The sequence below is a fragment of the Acidovorax sp. DW039 genome, assembly GCF_037101375.1.
Classification (GTDB): Bacteria; Pseudomonadota; Gammaproteobacteria; order Burkholderiales; family Burkholderiaceae_C; genus Acidovorax.
This window is the reverse complement of the sequence record NZ_AP029019.1, coordinates 3,158,844-3,176,618: the sequence shown is the minus strand read 5'-3', so window position 1 is coordinate 3,176,618 and position 17,775 is coordinate 3,158,844. Positions and strand designations below refer to the sequence as shown.

Sequence of the window (17,775 nt, the reverse complement as noted above, 5' to 3'; positions counted from 1 at the left end):
ATGCAACACATCACACTGGGTCAGAGCGATCTGCGCGTGACCCCCATCTGCCTGGGCACCATGACGTTTGGCGAGCAGGTCAGCGAGGCAGATTCCCACGCCATCCTCAGCCACTCGCTGGCGCGCGGCGTCAACTTCATCGACACGGCCGAGATGTATTCGGTGCCCGCACGGGCCGAGACTTTTGGCGCCACGGAAACCATCATCGGCAACTGGTTTGCAAAGAACCCCGGTGCCCGCCAGAAGCTGGTGCTGGCCACCAAGGTGGCGGGCCCTTCGCGCGGCATGCCCTGGGTGCGCGAAGGCAAGGGCATGACATCGGCGGACATCATCGCCTCGTGCGAAGGCAGCCTGCGCCGCCTGCAGACCGATGTGATCGACCTCTACCAGATCCACTGGCCTGAGCGCCATGTGCCCGCTTTTGGCACGCTGTACTACGACCCTTCCAAGGAAACCTCGCAAACGCCCATCCACGAGCAGCTGGAAACACTGGCCAAGCTGGTGAAGGCGGGCAAGGTGCGTTACATCGGCCTCTCGAACGAGACACCTTATGGCGTGCACGAATTTGTGCGCCTGGCCGAGCAACACGGCCTGCCGCGGGTGGCCACGGTGCAGAACCCGTACTGCCTCATCAACCGCACCTGGGAAAACGCGATGGACGAGACCTGCCATCGCCTGAATGTGTCACTGCTGGCCTATTCGCCCCTGGGCTTTGGCCTGCTCACGGGCAAGTACGACGAGCACGCACCCACCGACGCCGGTGCCCCCCAGGGCGCACGCATTGCCCGCTACGAATCGGTGCGCAAGCAGCGCTGGGGCCGCCCCGAGGCGCTGGCCGCCGCCCGCCGCTACAACCAGCTCGCGCGTGACAACGGTCTGACGCCCACGCAGATGGCGCTGGCGTTCTGCTACACCAAGTGGCAGGTGGCCAGCACCATCATCGGCGTCACATCGCTGGCGCAGCTGGACGAAGACCTGAACGCCTGGGGTACCACGCTGTCGCCCGAGGTGCTGCAAGCCATCGACGCGATCCGTTGGGACGTGCGCGACCCTGCACTGTGAAGCCCCCCTGAGTCGCTTCGCGCCATCCCCCCAGGGGGACGCCCCCAGCGCGGCGGGGCGGCCCTTGCGCGGGGGCATTGGCTGGGCCGCCGCGCCACTTTCAGGCGCTGGTCGTGCTCAGTGCGCCTTCTTTCCACGGCACGCCTGCGGGCTCGCCCAAATCCCAGAACAGCCCGGCCATCACGGCCAGCCCTTCGCGGGCGACGGAGCCCAGCAAATGCTCGTTGGGCGCATGCTGCGCACAGGCGGGGTAGGAGTGCGGAATCCACAGCGTGGGCAGGCCCAGCTGGTCGGCAAAGATGTCGTTGGGCAGCGAGCCCGCCAGGTTGGGCAGCAGCGTGGCGCTTTGGCCTGCGCTGCGTTCCATGCTGGCCAGCGTCCAGTCCACCCAGGGGTTGCCCAGATCCAGCCGCGTGGCGCCACACATCATGCCCATGGAGATGTCCACCTGCTCAAAGCCGTGGGCATCCAGGTGCTGGCGCAGCGTGGCCTGCACGTTCTTCCAGTCGGTTCCCACCACAAACCGCAGCTGGCAGTGCGCCACCGCTTGCGAGGGGATGGCATTGATGGGCCGCTGTGCATTGCCCGAGCCCAGGGCCAGCACTTCCAGCGTGTTCCAGCCCACCAGTTGCTCTGCGGGTGTGAGGCCCGGCTCGCCCCAGCCGGGGGTGAGGGCGGGGTCGTCCGCGCCGGTGCCGATGGCGACATCCTTGAGTGCGGTGCGCAGTTTGTCAGGCACGCTGGCGGGCAGCAGGCCGGGCACCAGCACGCGCCCATGCGCATCCACCATGCTGGCCAGCGCATGGCTGAGCACCGTGGCCGGGTTGGCCAGCACGCCGCCCCAGTTGCCTGAGTGGTAGGCCTTGTCGCGGCTGCGCACAGTGAGCGAGAAGTTGATGGCACCGCGCGAACCCAGGAACAGGGTAGGGCGCTCCACATTGATGCGTGGGCCGTCGCTGGCCACAAACAGATCGGCCCGCAAGGCTTCTGCATGGTCGGCGCAGACCTGGGCCAGGCCGGGGGAGCCGGCTTCTTCGCCCATCTCCAGCAGCAGCGTGACGTTGTAGCCCAGCTTGCCGCCGCGCGCGGCAATGGCGTGGGCCAGTGCGGTGAACACCACCGTGTGCTGCCCCTTGTTGTCGGCTGTGCCACGGCCATACCAGCGGTCGCCTTCCTGCGTCAGCACCCAGGGCGACAGACCTTCGCGCCAGCCGTTTTCCTGACCGTTGACCACGTCACCGTGGCCGTAGCTCAGCACGGTGGGCAGCGCGGGGTCTTCTACCCGGCGCGCCAGCAGCAGCGGGCCGCCCTGGGGCGAGGGGTTGTCGATGATGGTGCAGTCAAAACCCAGGGGCTGCAGCGTGGGCACCATTTCCTGGGTGAGGTACTCGCGCAGCGCAGGCGGCACGGTGCCGGTGTCGCTTTCGGTGCGCCAGGCCACGCGGCGGGCCAGGTCCTGGGCGAAGCGGCCCTGGTCAAAGTGCTGGTGTACGGCGGCAATCAGTTGGTCGCGGCTCATGGTGGTCTCGGAGGGATTGGACGTTGATAGGAACGGTGGCTCACTCCACCACGATCTGTGCGCGGTGGGCCAGGGCGCGGTAGCGGCCGATTTCGTCCTCCATGGCTGCTGCCATGGGTTTGGGGCCGATGAAGACGGGCTCCATGCCCTGGTTGCGCACCTGTTCCTGCATGCCGCTGTCGCGCATGACGGCATCCACTTCTTTTTGCAGCTTCGCCAGGATGGTGGCGTGTGTGCGCGCGGGGGCGGAAATGGCATACCAGCCGTCAAACGCCGCTTCGGGGAGCTTGAGCTCCTGCATGGTGGGCACTGTGGGCAGGGCTTTGGACCGGTCATTGCCCGCGATGGCCAAAGCGCGCAGCTTGCCTGCCTTGACGTGGGGCGCGGCGCTGGCCACGGTATCGATCGCCAGCTGGATTTCTCCGCCGATCAAGCCCATCATGGCCTGTGCGCTGCCGCGGTACGGCACATCCTGCAGGCGCACTCCGGTGGCCTGCTCCAGCAAGGCACCCACCAGATGGGGCGCAGAGCCCGAGCCGAAGGTGGCGTAGTTGATGGACTTGGGCTGCGCCTTGGCGGCAGCCAGCAGTGCGCCCAGGTCTTTGTAGGGGGAGCTGGCATTGACCACCAGCACCAGCGGCGCTTTGGCCACGATGGCAATGGGGGCCAGGTCCTTGAGCGGATCGTAAGGCAGCTTGGGCCGCAGGGCTGCATTGACGGTGTAGCTGGTGGAGCCGGAGACCAGCAGCGTGTAGCCGTCAGGCTCGGCCTTGACCACGCTGTCGGTGCCGATGATGGTGGAGGCCCCGGGTTTGTTGTCTACCAGCACGGGTTTGCCCAGGCGGGTGGCCAGCTTCTGCGCCAGGGCGCGGGCCACGGCATCCGTGCCGCCGCCGGGCGGGAAGGGCACGACCAGCTTGATCGCGCGCTGGGGCCAGTCTGCTTCGGCGCTGGTGTGTTGCTGGGCTTGCGCACCGCAGGCAAGCAGCGCAGTGAGCGTGGCGGCCACAAGGGCCAGGGCGCGGATAGGTTTCATGGTGGCTCCTGACAAGGGGTGTTCCCGCCGCAAAAGGGGCTGCAGCCCCGGTGCTTGCTGGGATGGGGTTCAACTCGGATTCGATTGGAGCCTGAAAACACGCAAGATGAGCGCCCGTTATGCGTTCTCATTCATAGAGAATAAGCAATCTTCCGTTGCTAAAAAGGCATGACTTTTCATGGGAACGCATTTTTCCCTCTTCAGCTTGCCGCTGCGTTACTTTCTGGAGGTGGCTCGCACCGGCTCTGTGAACCAGGCGGCCATGCGTCTGCATGTCGTGGCCTCTGCAGTGAGCCGCCAGCTTGCCAAGCTGGAGGACTCGGTAGGTGTTGCGCTGTTTGAGCGACAGCCGCGCGGCATGGCGTTGACGGCCGCAGGCAGCCGCCTGCTGGCGCACCTGAGCGCGCAGGAGGCACAGGCCCTGGGTTTGGTGCAGCAGTTGCAGGACTTGGCTGCCCAGCAGGCGCAGCAAGTGCGGGTGGCTTGCACAGAGGGGTTTGCCGCAAGCTTTCTGCCCCGCGTCATGTCGGCCTTTCGGCACGATCACCCCAGCGTGCAATTGCAGTTGCAGGTGGCAGAACCCCAGGATGTGTCTGCATTGCTGTTGCGTGGGGATGCGGATCTGGCTCTCAAGTACAGCGTGGCACCCGAGAAAGGGGTGCAGGTGCTGCATTCGGCGGTGGCCCCGGTGCATGCCGTGGTGGCGGCCCAGCATCCGCTGGCTGTGCAAAAGATGGTGCGTGTGGCGGATGTGGTGGCCTATCCGCTGTTGCTGGGGGGCTCCAGCACCACAGGGCGGCAGCTGTTTGACCTGAGTTGTGCGGTGCAGGGCTTGCGCTACGTGCCCGCCATGGAGAGCAATTTTTCGTCTGCGCTGCTGCCCCTGCTGGGAGAGCGTGACGTGGTGCTGGCCAGCTACCTCACTGCGGCGGAGGGGGTGGAGAGCGGACGTTTGAAAGCGTTGCCTTTTGAAGAAGCCCAACTGCAGCAGCGCCGTATCCAGGTGCTGGCGTTGGAAGGGCGCCAGCCCTCTGCCTTGGTGCAGCAATTTGCCCAGGCGCTGGTGAGCGCTATCGAACAGTACGGCAAACGCAAGGTGGTGCGCCGCAGGCGTTGATGGGATGGCAGAGGTTGATGGCTCAGGAGACGCCTGAGTCTCTGGCTACCATTGGCGCCCCGATCCAGTCGCCTTAACGCAGTCACACTTCCATCACCATGGCCAAGAAAGATCACGTTTCTGAAACGCCTGCCACCCAGATGCTCCGAAAGCACAAGGTAGATTTCACCGAGCACCCCTACGAATACCTTGAACACGGCGGTGCCCAACATAGCGCTGCTGTGCTGGGCCTGGAACCTTTTATGGTGGTCAAGACCTTGATCATGCAGGATCAGGATGCCAAGCCGCTGGTCGTGCTCATGCACGGCAATCGCAAGGTGTCTACCAAGAATCTGGCGCGCCAGATCGGGGCGAAATCGGTGGAGCCCTGTGCGCCGGAAGTCGCCAATCGCCACAGCGGCTACCTCGTGGGCGGGACTTCTCCGTTTGCCACACGCCGGAGCATGCCGGTTTACATCGAGCAGACCATTCTTGAACTGCCCCGCATTGCCATCAACGGAGGGCGACGCGGCTTTCTGGTCCAGATCGATCCCCAGGTGTGTGTGGCCCTGCTGGGTGCCCAACCTGTGCAGTGTGCGCTGGCAGAATAGAGCGCTTTGCCTGCTCCCGCCATCGCGCTGGCAGCAGGCCCTGCCAAAGAATGAGTGAGGAGTTGCCTTGACTGCCGTGTACCCCCTGATCGCCACCGTGGTGGCTTACCTGCTGGGCTCTTTGTCGTTTGCCGTGATCGTCACGCGCGTCATGGGCCTGAGTGACCCACGCACCTACGGCAGCAAGAACCCCGGTGCCACCAATGTGCTGCGCTCGGGCAGCAAGGCGGCCGCCATCGTCACCTTGCTGCTCGACGCCCTCAAGGGCTGGCTGCCGGTGGTGCTGGTGCGCTGGTTTGGCAAACCCTATGGTCTGGAAGAGGGCACAGTGGCCTTGGTGGGCTTGGCCGCTTTTCTGGGGCATCTGTGGCCTGTGTTTTTTCGCTTTCAGGGGGGTAAAGGCGTTGCCACTGCCTTGGGTGTATTGCTGGGTGTGAGTGGGTGGCTGGGGCTGATCACTGCGGTGACTTGGCTGCTGGTGGCTGTGTTTTTTCGCTACTCGTCTCTTGCCTCTTTGGTGGCTGCCGCGCTCGCCCCGGTCTTTTATCTGCTTGCAGATGGCCCCCTGTGGTATGCCGAGCAGAGTATTGCTGTCTCCATAGCCGTGATGGCGTTGCTGCTGTGGTGGCGGCACCGAGAGAACATCCAGCGCTTGCTGGAGGGCAAGGAGTCCAAGCTAGGCCAATCCAAGAACAAGAAGTGATGCCTGAAGGCCCGGTGAATGCCGGGCCTTCGTGCTTTTGGGCACTACGACTTGGCTCTGCCTGGGCGTACTGCCCGTGATGGCTTGGATGGCTGTGGTGAAGCCGCTCTCCGTGGCTCGCTTGCGTGAACCGTGCTTACTGCAGGCCCAGTGTGGCGGGGGTGGTCACCAGGCTGTGGATTTCGGTGTTGTGCTGGGCCGCCGCATACAGGCCGATGCGCACCATGATCTGGTGGTTCAGCTCCACCTTCACGGCAGAGCGCGCAAGCGCCGACTGGATGCGGGGTTTGCCCAGTGCCGTAGCGTGCAGGCTGGGCTGTGGCTTGTGGTTGCCTGTGCGGTCCAGCAGGCTGGCCACCAGCGGCATATTGGGCTTGTCGCTGCGGCGCAGAACAATGCCCGTCTCGCCGTTATCGAGTTTGACAAAGGTGCCGGGTGGGCACAGACCAATGGCGCGCACCAGCGTGTAACTCACCTCGTCGGTTTGTTCCACCTCCTGCCCCACGATGGCCCTCACGGAGTCGGTGGCACTGCGACCTGCGCGGGATTTGCGCGGACTGATCATGGCCGCGTAGCGATCTATGGTGCCGAGAATGCGGGTCAGTCGGTCAACCGGCGGTTGGCTGGCCAGCGGAACCTTGTCAGACACGTTGTCGTGGTGCTGACCCACCAGATCAAGCCATAGTGCATCAGATACAAACACCCTCTCCAGCAGGGCCTGGCTGTCCAGCGGATGGCTCTGGATGGCTTCCTTCTGCTGGGCGTTGGGCTTGTCGCGCTGCTCGGCCAGTTCGTTCTGCAGTGCTGTCATGCCAATGTTCATGGTCAGTGCTGCACGCACCAGGCTGTCGCGCTCATGGCGGGGCAGTTGAAATTCGCGGGCCATGATGTTGCACAGGGTCGCGCAGACCAGCGCGTGTGATGCGCTGTAACCCACGGTGGACGTGGCGGCAAGCTGGAACATCAAGTACAGAGCGGCATCAATGTCGTGCGCGACCAGATCCTGCAGCCAGCTGTCCAGTTGGCGAACCTTGGCCGAGAAGTCCTGAACCAGCAGGGGCTTGGACAGCAGCAAGGAGAGGGCTGATTCCAGATCGGCCCACAGGCTCAGCAAGTCTTCGTACTCACTGTCTTGCTGGTTTCTGCCCAGGTGCAAAGGGGTAGACATCGCAGAATCAGTTGCGCTTTTCCAGCACCATCTGGTCGTTGGCGCGCGTCATCTGAAACCCACTCAGAAAACTGTTGCCCAGCAAGACGAAGGGCATGGGTTCGGACGTGACCACGGCCTCTACGCCAGAGACCTGAATGTCTCCAATGGTCAGTGAGTCGAGCCGGATGCGCCATGCCTGCCCGACACCGTTGGCAGTGTTCATGCGAACGGGCTGGCCCTTGGTGTAGTCCAGACCCATGCGTTCTGCGTCGGTCCGGCCAATTGCTACAAAAGATGCCCCGGTGTCCACCATGTACACCATGCGCTTGCCGTTGATGAGCCCGTTGTTGACGAAATGGCCCTGCCGGTCGGCCATCAGCACCACCCGCCTGCTGCCGCCTCCCGATCCCACGCTGACGGGAGACTCTCCCAGCCGGATGGTCTGGCGTGCGCCATCGATTTCAATCGTTGCATCGTCTTTGCCGACTGCGATGACTTTGACACCTGCATGGGATTCACCTGCAGCCACCCCTTTGGGTGGCGTGCCGTTGACAACCAGAAGTGCCTTGCTGCCGAGTACACCGCTGAGCGCAACCGAAGGCCCCGCCGCATGAACGGTCGAGGCAAACACCGCCAGGGCGCCGGCCAAGGCGGTTTGTACAAAGGTCTTCATCGTGTGATGCAACTGATTTTGGTGACAGCTGCCAGATCAGTCGCGGAAGTTGTCGAATGACAGCGGCACGTCGGTAATGTCCTTGCGAATCAAGGCCATGGTCGCCTGGAGGTCGTCGCGTTTGGCTCCGGTGACGCGCACAGATTCGCCCTGAATGGCCGCCTGGACCTTGAGCTTGCTGTCCTTGACCAGCTTCTGAATCTTCTTGGCCAGTTCGCTCTCGATGCCGTTGCGCACCTTGATGACTTGCTTGACCTTATCGCCGCCCATTTTCTGCACGTCGCCCTTGTCCAGAAAACGCACATCGACATTGCGTTTTGTGAGCTTGTTTCTCAGGACGTCTTCAATCTGGGTCAGTTGGAACTCGGCATCGCCAATCAGGGTAATTTCCTTGTCCTTGATTTCAATGCTGGCCGATGTGCCCTTGAAATCGAAACGGGTAGAGATTTCCTTGACGGTGTTTTCCACGGCGTTCTTGACTTCTACGAGGTTGGCTTCACAAACGGTATCAAAAGAGGGCATAGCGAACTTTCTCAGGCTGTACGGTGAGGGCACGCAGCGCTTCACAGGCCGGTGCGACAATCTGGGCAATGGTAGTCGAGAAAAACGTCCCTTTACAGCCTTGGAATACCTTTGGAATCGCCGCCCGGGCGACGTCGCTGGTGCGTATCCATTCGGTGTCTGATTTGTTGCGTCTGCGGGAGCAGCCCGGGGTTTCGGGTGCGCCTTTTTTTGTGCTGGGCGGGGGCAGCAATATTGTGCTCACGGGAGATGTGAAGCCTTTGGTGCTCAAGATGGAAATCAAGGGGTTTCGGCTGGTGGAGGAAACGCCCAAGGCCTGGATTGTGGAGGCGGGGGCTGGAGAGCTCTGGCATGACTGCGTGGCTTGGACCTTGCGCCACGGATTTCCGGGGCTTGAGAATCTGGCGCTGATTCCCGGGACTGTGGGTGCCTCCCCCGTACAGAATATCGGCGCGTATGGCGTTGAGCTGCAGGACCGGTTTGATTCTCTGGATGCCGTGGACATGCAGACAGGGCAGACGTTTACTTTGAACGCCGGGCAGTGCGGCTTTGGATACCGGGACTCTGTGTTCAAGCACGGCGGGCCCTCGGTGTCTGTGGATGCAGGGGACTCCCGGAACATGGGCCTGGCAGGCCGTGCGGTGATTACCCACGTACGGTTTCGGCTGCCGCGGCCCTGGAAACCCGTGTTGGGTTATCTGGATTTGGCTCGCCGCCAGGAGGAGTCGGGTATCGCCGAGCCGGACGCCCTGCAGATATTTGATTGGGTGTGTGACATCCGTCGATCCAAGCTCCCTGATCCTGCTGTGGTGGGGAATGCTGGGAGCTTCTTCAAAAACCCGACGGTTTCCGAAGATCAGTGCCGGGACATCATTGCCCGTGAACCCCGTATCGTTCACTACCCCATGCCCGATGGCTCGGTGAAGCTGGCTGCCGGGTGGTTGATTGATGCGTGTGGCTGGAGAGGGAAGACCATCGGCAAGGCTGGTGTCTATGAGAAACAGGCCCTTGTGCTCGTCAACCGCGGCACGCCCGCTGACAGCGTGACCGGTGGCGAGGTCATGACGCTGGCAAAGGCAATTCAGACCAGCGTGTATGAGCGTTTTGGTATTCGCCTTGAGCCTGAGCCGGTGGTGGTTTAAGCGGGCCGGAAGCGCTCGCTGGCGCAGATCATTGAGGGCGGCTGGTTTCATCTGCTGAGAGCCGGTGCCTCTCTGCGATGGCTTCCACATCGGTCAGCCCCATGCGGACGCACAGCGCATGCGTCATCTCCCAAGACTGCAGCAGCCGGTCTCTGATCTCGTCGCGCGAACCTTCAGAATATTCCTGTTTCTCCAGCTGGAAGGCGAGGGCTGCGAGCCTGTGAAAACCCAGGTTGGCGGATGCGCCTTTGAATCCGTGCGCAGTGGCTCGCACCTCCTCCTGGTCAGCCCCCTTCAAGGCGGCCAGCATAGCGTCCAGACTGCCCGATTCATCGGTGAAATAACTTTGCAGCAGTGATCGATAGCCCTGCACGGTGACACCGACACACACCTCGCCCACCATGGGCATGTCGATGTGCGCAGCAACGTCTCCCGACTTGAAACGCCGGCGGGGCGTGCGCTTTGAAGGGGGCTGGCTGGGAGGCGCAGCGCTGGTGGGTGGGGGCGTGATGGCCGGGGTAGGTGGCGCTTCGGTTTTGTTGGGCGCTGGTTTGCTGAACAGGTCGCTCAGCAATGACTGGATGATGTCCACACTCACGGGTTTGCTCACAAACGCGTTCATGCCCGCCTGCGTGGCGCGCTCCTTTGTCTCTGCAAAAACGTCGGCTGTGAGTGCCACGATGGGAAGATCGATGAATTGCGGCCAGCGGCGAAGTTGCCGGGTAGCCTCAAACCCGTCCATCAGGGGCATGTGCAGATCCATGAGCACCAGGTCGGGGCGTTTCTTGTGGATCTCGGTACAGGCTTGTTCTCCTGTTTCGGCAAAACGAGGTGAGTGCCCCATGCTGCTGAGCAGGGCCCCCATGTACTTGCGGTTGACCATTTGGTCATCCGCCACCAAGATGTCCAGCCCGGCAGGTTCTGCGGTGCGAGAGCTGCTTTGCCGTTCGGTCGTCACAGGTGAAGAGGGCGGAGAAGCGATGGGAAGTGGCAGGGTGACCGTGAATGTGCTGCCCACCCCTTCGGTACTTTCAGCTTCGATATCGCCGCCCATGCGTCTTGCAAGATTGCGCGAGATCTCAAGGCCCAGCCCTGTCCCTCCGAAACGCCGGGAGGTGCTGGCATCTCCTTGTGAGAAGCGCTCAAAAAGTCGGTTGAGCGTGGTGGCATCCATCCCTATGCCCTGGTCTGTGACCTGAATTTGCAGGGGGTAGACGGACTCTGCAGGGGTATCGATGCCCACAGCTTTACCAATATGCACCGTGATGGCCCCGCGGTCACTGAACTTGATGGCGTTCGTGATCAGGTTCAGTGCAATTTGCTTGAGGCGGGTGCCGTCGGTTTCCACCCACGGGGGCACATCGCTATCCATCACCAGTGAGAAATCCAGCCCTTTTTGCACGGCCAGCGGTCGCATCAGCTTTTCAATGCTTTCGACAAGAGGCTGAAGCGGCGTAGGAATGGGGTGGATGCTCATCTTGCCTGCTTCCATTGCAGACACGTCGAGAATGTCGTTGAGTAGAGAAAGCAGGTGATCTGCGGAGTTGCGTGCTGTCTGCACGTATTCACGCTGCCCTGCATCCAGCGCTGTTCTGTCCAGCAGGGTCAGCATGCCAAGCACTCCGTTGAAAGGGGTGCGCAGTTCGTGGCTCATGTTGGCAAGAAACTGACTTTTGCCTCGGTTGGCTTCTTCTGCAGCCTCGTTCGCCGCTTGCAGGCGCTCGGTCAGTCGTTGCAGAGAGAGCCGCTCCTGCTCTTGGCGGTGTTGGCGCCATGCCAGGGCTCCTGCAGCCAGCAAAAGCATGACGAGCAAAGCGATGATGAGCATCACCACCTGCCTGCTTTGGGCGAGCATGGTTGACTCCTGCTCTTCCAGCAGGCCGGCGATATGGCTGTTGGCAGCCATGGTCAGATCCTGCACACCGGTGCCCAGGGCGCGGAAGGAGTTCAACAATTGCTGAAGCTCCTCGCGTTGAGGCGCGGGGGAACGCTGCAGTACGCGATCCACCTCAGCTACCAGAACTTCCAGCTTCGGCATGATTTCAGCGTACTCTGGCCGCTCCTGCAAAGCCGTGGTGCTGGGCGTGTCGTGCATCAGCTGAAAGCGGCTTGCGAAGATATCGCTTCGAAGCTTCAGCTCGTCCATAGGTACCGAGCCAGGATGGTGAGCGGTTAACTCCAGGGCGTGCCTTAACCGGGTGAACTCCCGCTCTAACTGGAAGGTCAGCGCCGTAATCGAGTCACTACGCAAGTCTCCGCTTTTGCGAATGGATTGTTGCTGGGTGAGCTGAAGCACCAGCAAAACCGCCATGGCAGCGGCCATGAGGATGGTTCCCAGTGCCAACCACAGCAGATATCGCTGGCTCGTACGGCGGTCAGGCATGGGCGGGTTCAATCGATTTTCAGAGACTTGAGTTGCCAGGCTGAGCGACCGTAGTACTTGGAAGACTTCAGTTCTGGCTTGGAGTCAAAAGGGTAGATGATGAACAGAGGCCCCTTGGTTCGCACAGAAATGGGCATGTCATCAATGCGATGGGCAATGATGACATCGAACAACTGTGCATCTTCCGCGGGGATGGTGGTCTTGTAATCGTTGAGTGCGTAGGCTGTCAGGGTTTTGCCTTCGGCTTTGACTGCATTCAAAACGTCACGCAACAGAGGACCTGTGAACTTGGTGGGGTTCTTGTCCCAGGGCGTTTTGGTCGTGAATGTTTGCTGCGGCAGCTTCTGAAGCATGTCCAAGTCGAAGACGGCTGTGGCGTCCCGGTTGACTTCCTTGATTTTTCCCGAAATGGTGAGGATGACATCACCACTGGCAGGAGGGAGCGCGAAGGCGAAGGCTGTGAAACACAGACAGGCACTTGCAATGCAGATGCGACGTACCAAGGAACGGGAGAAAAGAGTCATGGCCAAGCTCCAGAAGTGTGGAAGATGAACTTTTATTGGATTTTATGTTAAAAATGATTTAAATGATTATTTTGGGTAAAAAAAAGCCGCCAGAGGGATGGCGGCTTTGTTGAGGCTGTTTACTTTTGACCAGAGGTCATTGTCAGCAGATCGTTTTGTGAGCCAGGGAGCAGTAGCCCAGCGCGTGAGTAAACGCCCAGCTTGCCACGGGTATCCGAAATGTCCAGATTCCGCATGGTCAGTTGGCCGATACGGTCCAGGGGTGTGAACGGAGCGTCTTCCACTTTTTCCATGGACAAGCGCTCAGGCGCGTAGGTCAGGTTCGGGCTTTCTGTGTTGAGCAGCGAATAATCGTTGCCGCGCCGCAGTTCCAGCGTGACAGTGCCGGTGATGGCGCGCGCCACCCAGCGCTGCGCTGTTTCGCGCAACATGATGGCCTGCGGATCGAACCACCGGCCTTGATACAGCAGACGGCCCAGCTTCAGACCGTTCATGCGGTACTGCTCGATGGTGTCTTCGTTGTGAATGCCCGTGACCAGACGCTCGTAAGCGATGTGCAGCAAAGCCAAGCCGGGGGCTTCGTAAATGCCGCGGCTTTTGGCCTCGATGATACGGTTTTCAATCTGGTCACTCATGCCCAGACCATGGCGTCCACCGATGCGATTGGCTTCCAGGATCAACTCGACAGGGTCGTTGAATTCTTTGCCGTTCAGTGCAACGGGTTGACCCTCATTGAAGGTGACAGAGACTTCTTCAGCCTTGACCTCGACTTCCGGCTTCCAGAAAGCAACGCCCATGATGGGGTTGACGATGCGAATGCCGCTGTTCAGGAATTCCAGGTCTTTGGCTTCGTGCGTTGCCCCCAGCATGTTGCTGTCTGTGCTGTAGGCCTTTTCTGCACTCATCTTGTATCCGAAGCCGGCTTTGGTCATGAATGCAGACATTTCGGCACGGCCACCGAGTTCATCAATGAACAGCTGGTCGAGCCACGGCTTGTAGATTTTGAGTGATGGGTTTGTCAGCAGACCATAGCGATAGAACCGCTCAATATCATTGCCCTTGAAGGTGGAACCATCGCCCCAGATGTTGACATCATCTTCCTTCATGGCTGCCACCAGCATCGTGCCGGTAACGGCACGGCCCAGCGGAGTGGTGTTGAAGTAGGTCAAACCACCGGTGCTGATATGAAACGCACCTGCTTGCAATGCGGCAATGCCCTCGTGCGCCAGTTGCGTGCGGCAATCGACGAGGCGGGCTTTCTCGGCGCCGTATTCCATTGCCTTGCGTGGGATCGCATCGTAGTCAGGCTCGTCTGGCTGTCCCAGGTTGGCTGTGTAAGCGTAGGGAACGGCGCCCTTGAGTTTCATCCAGTGCAGGGCCGCGCTGGTATCGAGGCCGCCCGAAAATGCGATACCGACTTTTTGCCCTGTCGGCAGGTTTTGGAGGATCGTAGCCATTTGATTAGATGTTTGACGGTTGCAGGATCAGCCAAAGTGGCAGATGTAGTGATAGGCCTCGGTCACCCGGATATCAAATTTGGAATTGCCGGGAACAGAAAACTTTTCCCCAGCGATTGACTTCACCCACACGTCAGTTCCTTCCAAACGGTACTCGCAGGAACCTGCCACGCACTCCATGATCTCTGGGGCGCCAGTGTTGAAAGTCAACGTGGCGGGCAAAACCACCCCCACCGACTTTTTGGTGCCATCAGCCAGCGTGATGCCGTGGCTGACGCATTTCCCATCAAAGTACACATTGGCTTGGGTGTTGACGGTCACGCCGTCGATGGATTGGGTGGTCATGGTCGTTTGCAAAAGAAGATCAGATTTCGATTCTAGGGCAGCTTGCGAGAGTGTCCGGGGCGCGGTGCCGCGGAAACACTGGCATGGAGGAAGCGGGTGAACGAAAAAAGAGCCCCGAAGGGCTCTTGTTGAGGAGTGTGATCTGCCAAACGTTAACGCCAGTAGGGGTTGCCGTGGTGGTAATAAGGCCGGGGGCCATATTCAATGACCGTTACGGGTGGTGTCACATAAGTGGGATAAGTGGTGGTAACTACCCCAGGTTGCACATAGGTTGTGCCAGAGCCGTAACTGCTAAACCCATTGGGCTGTGTGGAGTAGCTTTGGCCAGATTGGGGCTGTACGCTGACGGGAATCCACGCACCTGGGTCTGTCTGCGTGCGAGTGGTGTACTGGCGCCCGGCGTATTCATAAACCACGTTGTAGCCTACGGTGCGGTTCTCGTAGTAGGTCTCTGTGGTGCAGCGTTGCACATTCTGATATTGCGGCTGGCTTCCCTCGATCTGGTTGCCCAGCAGCGCGCCTCCTATCACGCCAATTGCAGTGGCCGCTGCTCTGCCGTTACCTTTGCCGATAGCATTACCCGCAGCGCCCCCGGCAATGGCGCCCATCACAGCGCCTGCTCCTGAGTTGCGTGAGCCGCTGTATACGGTTTCGTTTCCGCAGACCTGTTGGGGGATGCCTACTTGCTGAACGATCGGTGTTGCCGACAGAACCCGCCCCTGTTCCTGGGCAAAAGCGGTGACTGCGCAGAAAGTCAGCAGCGTAGTGATTGCGATCTTCTTCATGGAGATACTCCTGTTTCTACAGGCACTTAACGCGCCAGGGTCTGAAAAAGTTTAGTCTCAGACCCCTGGTTCGATTCATCTCGTGTGTGAAGGTTCGTAAAAGTTAGTGCACTTTTGCACAAAAACGGTGGAGGCAGCCCTGTTTCTTCAATTTCAGGGCAGCGGTCTCTTCCAGTAGAGAACTTTCGCGATTCACTTCAATTGCTTTTCCCAATCGTCAGCATCGAAACCCACTGTGATTGCACTGCCTCGGATGGTCTTCCATTCCACTACCGGACGTTTGATCAGGCTGGGGTGCTCTTTCAGGAGTTCGATTGCGGACAGGAGTGACGCCGCTTTTTCCTGCTCAACGGGGGCGAGACCGCGCCAAGTGGTGCCTTTGCGGTTGAGTACTTTGTCGATTCCACAGGCCTCACACCACTGAAGAATGTGGTCCGCTTCAACTCCTTGCTTTTTGAAGTCGTGGAATGTGTATGGGATGTCGCGTGCTTCCAGCCAATTCCGTGCCTTGCGCACCGTGTCGCAATTCGGAATGCCAAAGAGTGTGATGTGAGGTTGTTGCATGGGCCGGATCATGCCTTGACTGCTCCTCGGCGACAATCGACAGGCTATGCACACTACCCCCCACACTTTGGAAGGCTGGCTCCGTCACTGCGAGCAGTTGCACCCTGTCGGTATTGAAATGGGCTTGGACCGTGTCCAGGAAGTGGCCCGCCGCATGTCATTGAAATTTACCTGTCCTGTGATCACCGTGGCGGGCACGAACGGTAAAGGTTCAACTTGCGCCATGCTTGAAGCAGTGGCGTTGCAGGCGGGGTACCGTCCAGGCGTTTACACGTCTCCCCATCTGGTGCATTTTCAGGAGCGATGCCGAATTCACGGAGACATCGTCGCTGCCGATGATCTGATTCCTCACTTTGAAGCCGTGGAGCAAGCGCGAACACAAGGTGGGGAAGAAGTCTCTCTGACCTATTTTGAATTCACGACCCTTGCCATTTTGCGATTGATGAGCCACTCACTGCTCGATGTTGCAATTCTGGAAGTTGGCTTGGGTGGCCGTTTGGATGCCACCAATGTTATTGATGCCGACTGCGCTGTCATTACTAGCATCGACATTGACCATGTGGAATTTTTGGGGCCAGATCGTGAGTCAATCGGGCGAGAGAAGGCTGGCATCATGCGCACCGGCCGTCCTGCCATCGTGAGCGATCCGATGGTTCCCCAAAGTGTGGTTGACCATGCCAGAGAAATTGGCGCGGATCTATGGCGTGTGGGGCATGACTTTAATGTCTCCGGAGATAAGCAGCAGTGGGCTTGGGCTGGCAGAGGTCGCAGGTATGCAGGCTTGGCTTACCCCGCGTTGCGCGGTGCGAACCAGCTTGTGAACGCTGCAGGCGTGCTTGCAGCTCTCGAAGCCTTGCGCGATCGTTTGCCTGTTACTGCGCAAGCGGTGCGCAACGGTATGGCAATGGTGGATTTACCCGGTCGTTTTCAGATCGTTCCTGGTCAGCCAACGCTTGTGCTGGACGTGGCACACAACCCCCATTCCGTTGCCGCGCTGTCGGCCAACCTTGATGCGATGGGATATTTCCCCTGCACCCATGCAGTTTTCGGAGCGATGGGAGACAAGGACTTAAGCACGATGCTGGCCAAGATCGGGCCGTTGATTGATCGCTGGTACTTCACCAGTTTGCCCACAACCAGAGCTTTGAGTGGCGGGGAATTGCAGCAGAAGTGGAATGCGATCCAGATGGTTTCCGGAGTGCGCAGGGATGTTTCCTCCACGGTGCATGCAGAGCCTTTGTTGGCGCTGCAAGCCGCATTTGATGCGGCAGACCCGGCTGATAGAATCGTGGTCTTTGGCTCGTTCTACACAGTAGGCGGTGTGCTGGTCAACGGCATTCCTCGCCTGAAGGCCAAGCATTTGGGCGCATAAACGTTCCCACGAGTCTTTCTCCCCATGGCATTTTTCAAGTTTCGGTGGCCGGGTCAAACCAATACAGCTGATGCCCCGGCCAAGCGCTCGCGTGCTCCTCAGGCGGAGAGTATTGAGGTGATGCGCCGTCGCGCCCGCCACCGCTTGATGGGTGCTGCGGTGCTTGTGCTGTTGGGGGTTGTGGGTTTTCCCATCCTGTTTGACACCCAGCCTCGTCCTATCCCGGTCGACGTACCGATTGAAATTCCTGACCGCAACAAGGTTGCACCACTTGTCGTGCCTGAGCGTCAGTCTGAGGCGGAATCGCCTAAGCCTCAGGGGAGCAGCACAAATGGGGGAGGCCGTTCTCCGGGTGAGCGGGTTGCTGCCAATGCCGCATTAGGCGATGGCGAGGAGTTGGTGCCTTCCTCGGGTAACAGTTCTCGTCCGACCCCGCGGACAGCGACGGCCCAGCCCACAGCCGCTCAGCACAAGCCTGACGCAAAGCCTGCTGCCTCGAGCAGCACGACTCAACCAAAACCAGCAAAGCCTGACGAGTCTCCGCGTACAAAACCGGCTTCTGAGCCTCGTCCTGCGACTGCTGATCGTGCGGACGAAGAGCGCTTCATTGTGCAGGTGGGGGCATTTGCGGATGCAGAAAAAGCCAAAGAAGTGCGAGCCAAGTTGGAGCGTGCTGGGCTGAAAACATATACGCAGGTGGTGGATTCCAAGGACGGGAAGAGAACCCGGGTGCGGGTGGGGCCGTATCCAACACGTGCTGACGCAGACAAGGCCGCAGCCAGAATCAAGACGCTTGAGCTGTCCGCTTCTGTCTTGACTCTCTAGGACTGC

General features: G+C 60.1%; 18 protein-coding genes. 7 read left to right on the top strand and 11 right to left on the bottom strand.

Annotated features, from left to right (window positions below):
• Complete coding sequence (locus AACH87_RS14195) at positions 1–1,062, top strand: aldo/keto reductase (RefSeq protein ID WP_338795111.1); 1,062 nt, start codon at positions 1–3, stop codon at positions 1,060–1,062.
• A 100-nt stretch (positions 1,063–1,162) separates the two neighbouring features.
• Here AACH87_RS14195 and AACH87_RS14190 read toward each other — a convergent pair whose 3' ends face one another.
• Together AACH87_RS14190 and AACH87_RS14185 are read right to left on the bottom strand one after the other, a co-directional pair.
• Entirely contained in the window at positions 1,163–2,581 is a 1,419-nt protein-coding gene (locus AACH87_RS14190; RefSeq protein ID WP_338795109.1) for a M20 family metallopeptidase, read from the bottom strand.
• A gap of 40 nt (positions 2,582–2,621) precedes the next feature.
• A complete protein-coding gene (locus AACH87_RS14185) occupies positions 2,622–3,617 on the bottom strand; it encodes a tripartite tricarboxylate transporter substrate binding protein (protein WP_338795108.1) in 996 nt (331 codons plus the stop codon).
• A 178-nt stretch (positions 3,618–3,795) separates the two neighbouring features.
• On the opposite strand from AACH87_RS14185, the gene AACH87_RS14180 reads away from it, so the two are divergent.
• From AACH87_RS14180 to plsY, 3 genes are all read left to right on the top strand, one after another.
• Positions 3,796–4,734: a LysR family transcriptional regulator gene (locus tag AACH87_RS14180; protein WP_338795106.1), complete on the top strand. Its 939-nt coding sequence runs from the start codon at positions 3,796–3,798 to the stop codon at positions 4,732–4,734.
• A gap of 98 nt (positions 4,735–4,832) precedes the next feature.
• The gene (locus AACH87_RS14175; protein WP_338795105.1) at positions 4,833–5,324 is read left to right on the top strand and encodes an aminoacyl-tRNA deacylase; all 492 of its coding nucleotides are present in this window, start codon (positions 4,833–4,835) and stop codon (positions 5,322–5,324) included.
• 67 nt (positions 5,325–5,391) lie between these two features.
• Complete coding sequence (gene plsY / locus AACH87_RS14170) at positions 5,392–6,027, top strand: glycerol-3-phosphate 1-O-acyltransferase PlsY (protein ID WP_338795104.1); 636 nt, start codon at positions 5,392–5,394, stop codon at positions 6,025–6,027.
• 136 nt (positions 6,028–6,163) lie between these two features.
• Here the strand turns inward: plsY and AACH87_RS14165 are convergent, their stop codons facing one another.
• Genes AACH87_RS14165 through AACH87_RS14155 form a run of 3 tightly spaced genes read right to left on the bottom strand, consistent with a single transcriptional unit; the run spans position 6,164 to position 8,372 of the window.
• Entirely contained in the window at positions 6,164–7,195 is a 1,032-nt protein-coding gene (locus AACH87_RS14165) for an HD domain-containing phosphohydrolase (protein ID WP_338795103.1), read from the bottom strand.
• Positions 7,196–7,202: 7 nt separating this feature from the next.
• Entirely contained in the window at positions 7,203–7,850 is a 648-nt protein-coding gene (locus tag AACH87_RS14160; RefSeq protein WP_338795102.1) for a TIGR02281 family clan AA aspartic protease, read from the bottom strand.
• A 36-nt stretch (positions 7,851–7,886) separates the two neighbouring features.
• Positions 7,887–8,372 (bottom strand): YajQ family cyclic di-GMP-binding protein, encoded by a 486-nt coding sequence (locus tag AACH87_RS14155; RefSeq protein ID WP_338795101.1) that lies wholly within the window; start codon positions 8,370–8,372, stop codon positions 7,887–7,889.
• Between the two features lie 68 nt (positions 8,373–8,440).
• On the opposite strand from AACH87_RS14155, the gene murB reads away from it, so the two are divergent.
• Positions 8,441–9,514 (top strand): UDP-N-acetylmuramate dehydrogenase, encoded by a 1,074-nt coding sequence (gene murB, locus AACH87_RS14150; RefSeq protein ID WP_338798964.1) that lies wholly within the window; start codon positions 8,441–8,443, stop codon positions 9,512–9,514.
• A gap of 28 nt (positions 9,515–9,542) precedes the next feature.
• Here the strand turns inward: murB and AACH87_RS14145 are convergent, their stop codons facing one another.
• From AACH87_RS14145 to AACH87_RS14120, 6 genes are all read right to left on the bottom strand, one after another.
• A complete protein-coding gene (locus tag AACH87_RS14145; protein ID WP_338795100.1) occupies positions 9,543–11,897 on the bottom strand; it encodes an ATP-binding protein in 2,355 nt (784 codons plus the stop codon).
• An 8-nt stretch (positions 11,898–11,905) separates the two neighbouring features.
• On the bottom strand, positions 11,906–12,421 hold the full coding sequence (locus AACH87_RS14140; protein ID WP_338795099.1) for a molybdopterin-dependent oxidoreductase: 516 nt from the start codon (positions 12,419–12,421) through the stop codon (positions 11,906–11,908).
• A 119-nt stretch (positions 12,422–12,540) separates the two neighbouring features.
• Positions 12,541–13,878 carry an argininosuccinate synthase gene (gene argG, locus AACH87_RS14135; RefSeq protein ID WP_338795098.1) on the bottom strand — a complete coding sequence of 446 codons (1,338 nt, stop codon included), beginning with the start codon at positions 13,876–13,878 and terminating at the stop codon, positions 12,541–12,543.
• Between the two features lie 27 nt (positions 13,879–13,905).
• Positions 13,906–14,223 (bottom strand): pyrimidine/purine nucleoside phosphorylase, encoded by a 318-nt coding sequence (locus AACH87_RS14130; RefSeq protein ID WP_338795097.1) that lies wholly within the window; start codon positions 14,221–14,223, stop codon positions 13,906–13,908.
• A gap of 152 nt (positions 14,224–14,375) precedes the next feature.
• Positions 14,376–15,008 (bottom strand): glycine zipper 2TM domain-containing protein, encoded by a 633-nt coding sequence (locus tag AACH87_RS14125; protein ID WP_338795096.1) that lies wholly within the window; start codon positions 15,006–15,008, stop codon positions 14,376–14,378.
• Between the two features lie 192 nt (positions 15,009–15,200).
• Positions 15,201–15,572: an arsenate reductase gene (locus AACH87_RS14120; protein ID WP_338795095.1), complete on the bottom strand. Its 372-nt coding sequence runs from the start codon at positions 15,570–15,572 to the stop codon at positions 15,201–15,203.
• A 46-nt stretch (positions 15,573–15,618) separates the two neighbouring features.
• Between AACH87_RS14120 and folC the strand changes: the two genes are divergently transcribed.
• Together folC and AACH87_RS14110 are read left to right on the top strand one after the other, a co-directional pair.
• Entirely contained in the window at positions 15,619–16,944 is a 1,326-nt protein-coding gene (gene folC, locus AACH87_RS14115; protein ID WP_338795094.1) for a bifunctional tetrahydrofolate synthase/dihydrofolate synthase, read from the top strand.
• 24 nt (positions 16,945–16,968) lie between these two features.
• Complete coding sequence (locus tag AACH87_RS14110) at positions 16,969–17,769, top strand: SPOR domain-containing protein (protein ID WP_338795093.1); 801 nt, start codon at positions 16,969–16,971, stop codon at positions 17,767–17,769.
• The last annotated feature ends 6 nt before the right edge of the window (positions 17,770–17,775 follow it).

Coding starts and splice junctions, on each gene's coding strand:
- AACH87_RS14140 (WP_338795099.1), bottom strand. CDS start 12,421: ATGACTCTTTTCTCCCGTTCCTTGGTACGTCGCATCTGCATTGCAAGT.
- AACH87_RS14165 (WP_338795103.1), bottom strand. CDS start 7,195: ATGTCTACCCCTTTGCACCTGGGCAGAAACCAGCAAGACAGTGAGTAC.
- folC (WP_338795094.1), top strand. CDS start 15,619: ATGCACACTACCCCCCACACTTTGGAAGGCTGGCTCCGTCACTGCGAG.
- AACH87_RS14180 (WP_338795106.1), top strand. CDS start 3,796: ATGGGAACGCATTTTTCCCTCTTCAGCTTGCCGCTGCGTTACTTTCTG.
- murB (WP_338798964.1), top strand. CDS start 8,441: ATGGTAGTCGAGAAAAACGTCCCTTTACAGCCTTGGAATACCTTTGGA.
- AACH87_RS14185 (WP_338795108.1), bottom strand. CDS start 3,617: ATGAAACCTATCCGCGCCCTGGCCCTTGTGGCCGCCACGCTCACTGCG.
- AACH87_RS14125 (WP_338795096.1), bottom strand. CDS start 15,008: ATGAAGAAGATCGCAATCACTACGCTGCTGACTTTCTGCGCAGTCACC.
- AACH87_RS14130 (WP_338795097.1), bottom strand. CDS start 14,223: ATGACCACCCAATCCATCGACGGCGTGACCGTCAACACCCAAGCCAAT.
- argG (WP_338795098.1), bottom strand. CDS start 13,878: ATGGCTACGATCCTCCAAAACCTGCCGACAGGGCAAAAAGTCGGTATC.
- AACH87_RS14155 (WP_338795101.1), bottom strand. CDS start 8,372: ATGCCCTCTTTTGATACCGTTTGTGAAGCCAACCTCGTAGAAGTCAAG.
- AACH87_RS14120 (WP_338795095.1), bottom strand. CDS start 15,572: ATGCAACAACCTCACATCACACTCTTTGGCATTCCGAATTGCGACACG.
- AACH87_RS14190 (WP_338795109.1), bottom strand. CDS start 2,581: ATGAGCCGCGACCAACTGATTGCCGCCGTACACCAGCACTTTGACCAG.
- AACH87_RS14160 (WP_338795102.1), bottom strand. CDS start 7,850: ATGAAGACCTTTGTACAAACCGCCTTGGCCGGCGCCCTGGCGGTGTTT.
- AACH87_RS14145 (WP_338795100.1), bottom strand. CDS start 11,897: ATGCCTGACCGCCGTACGAGCCAGCGATATCTGCTGTGGTTGGCACTG.
- AACH87_RS14110 (WP_338795093.1), top strand. CDS start 16,969: ATGGCATTTTTCAAGTTTCGGTGGCCGGGTCAAACCAATACAGCTGAT.
- AACH87_RS14175 (WP_338795105.1), top strand. CDS start 4,833: ATGGCCAAGAAAGATCACGTTTCTGAAACGCCTGCCACCCAGATGCTC.
- AACH87_RS14195 (WP_338795111.1), top strand. CDS start 1: ATGCAACACATCACACTGGGTCAGAGCGATCTGCGCGTGACCCCCATC.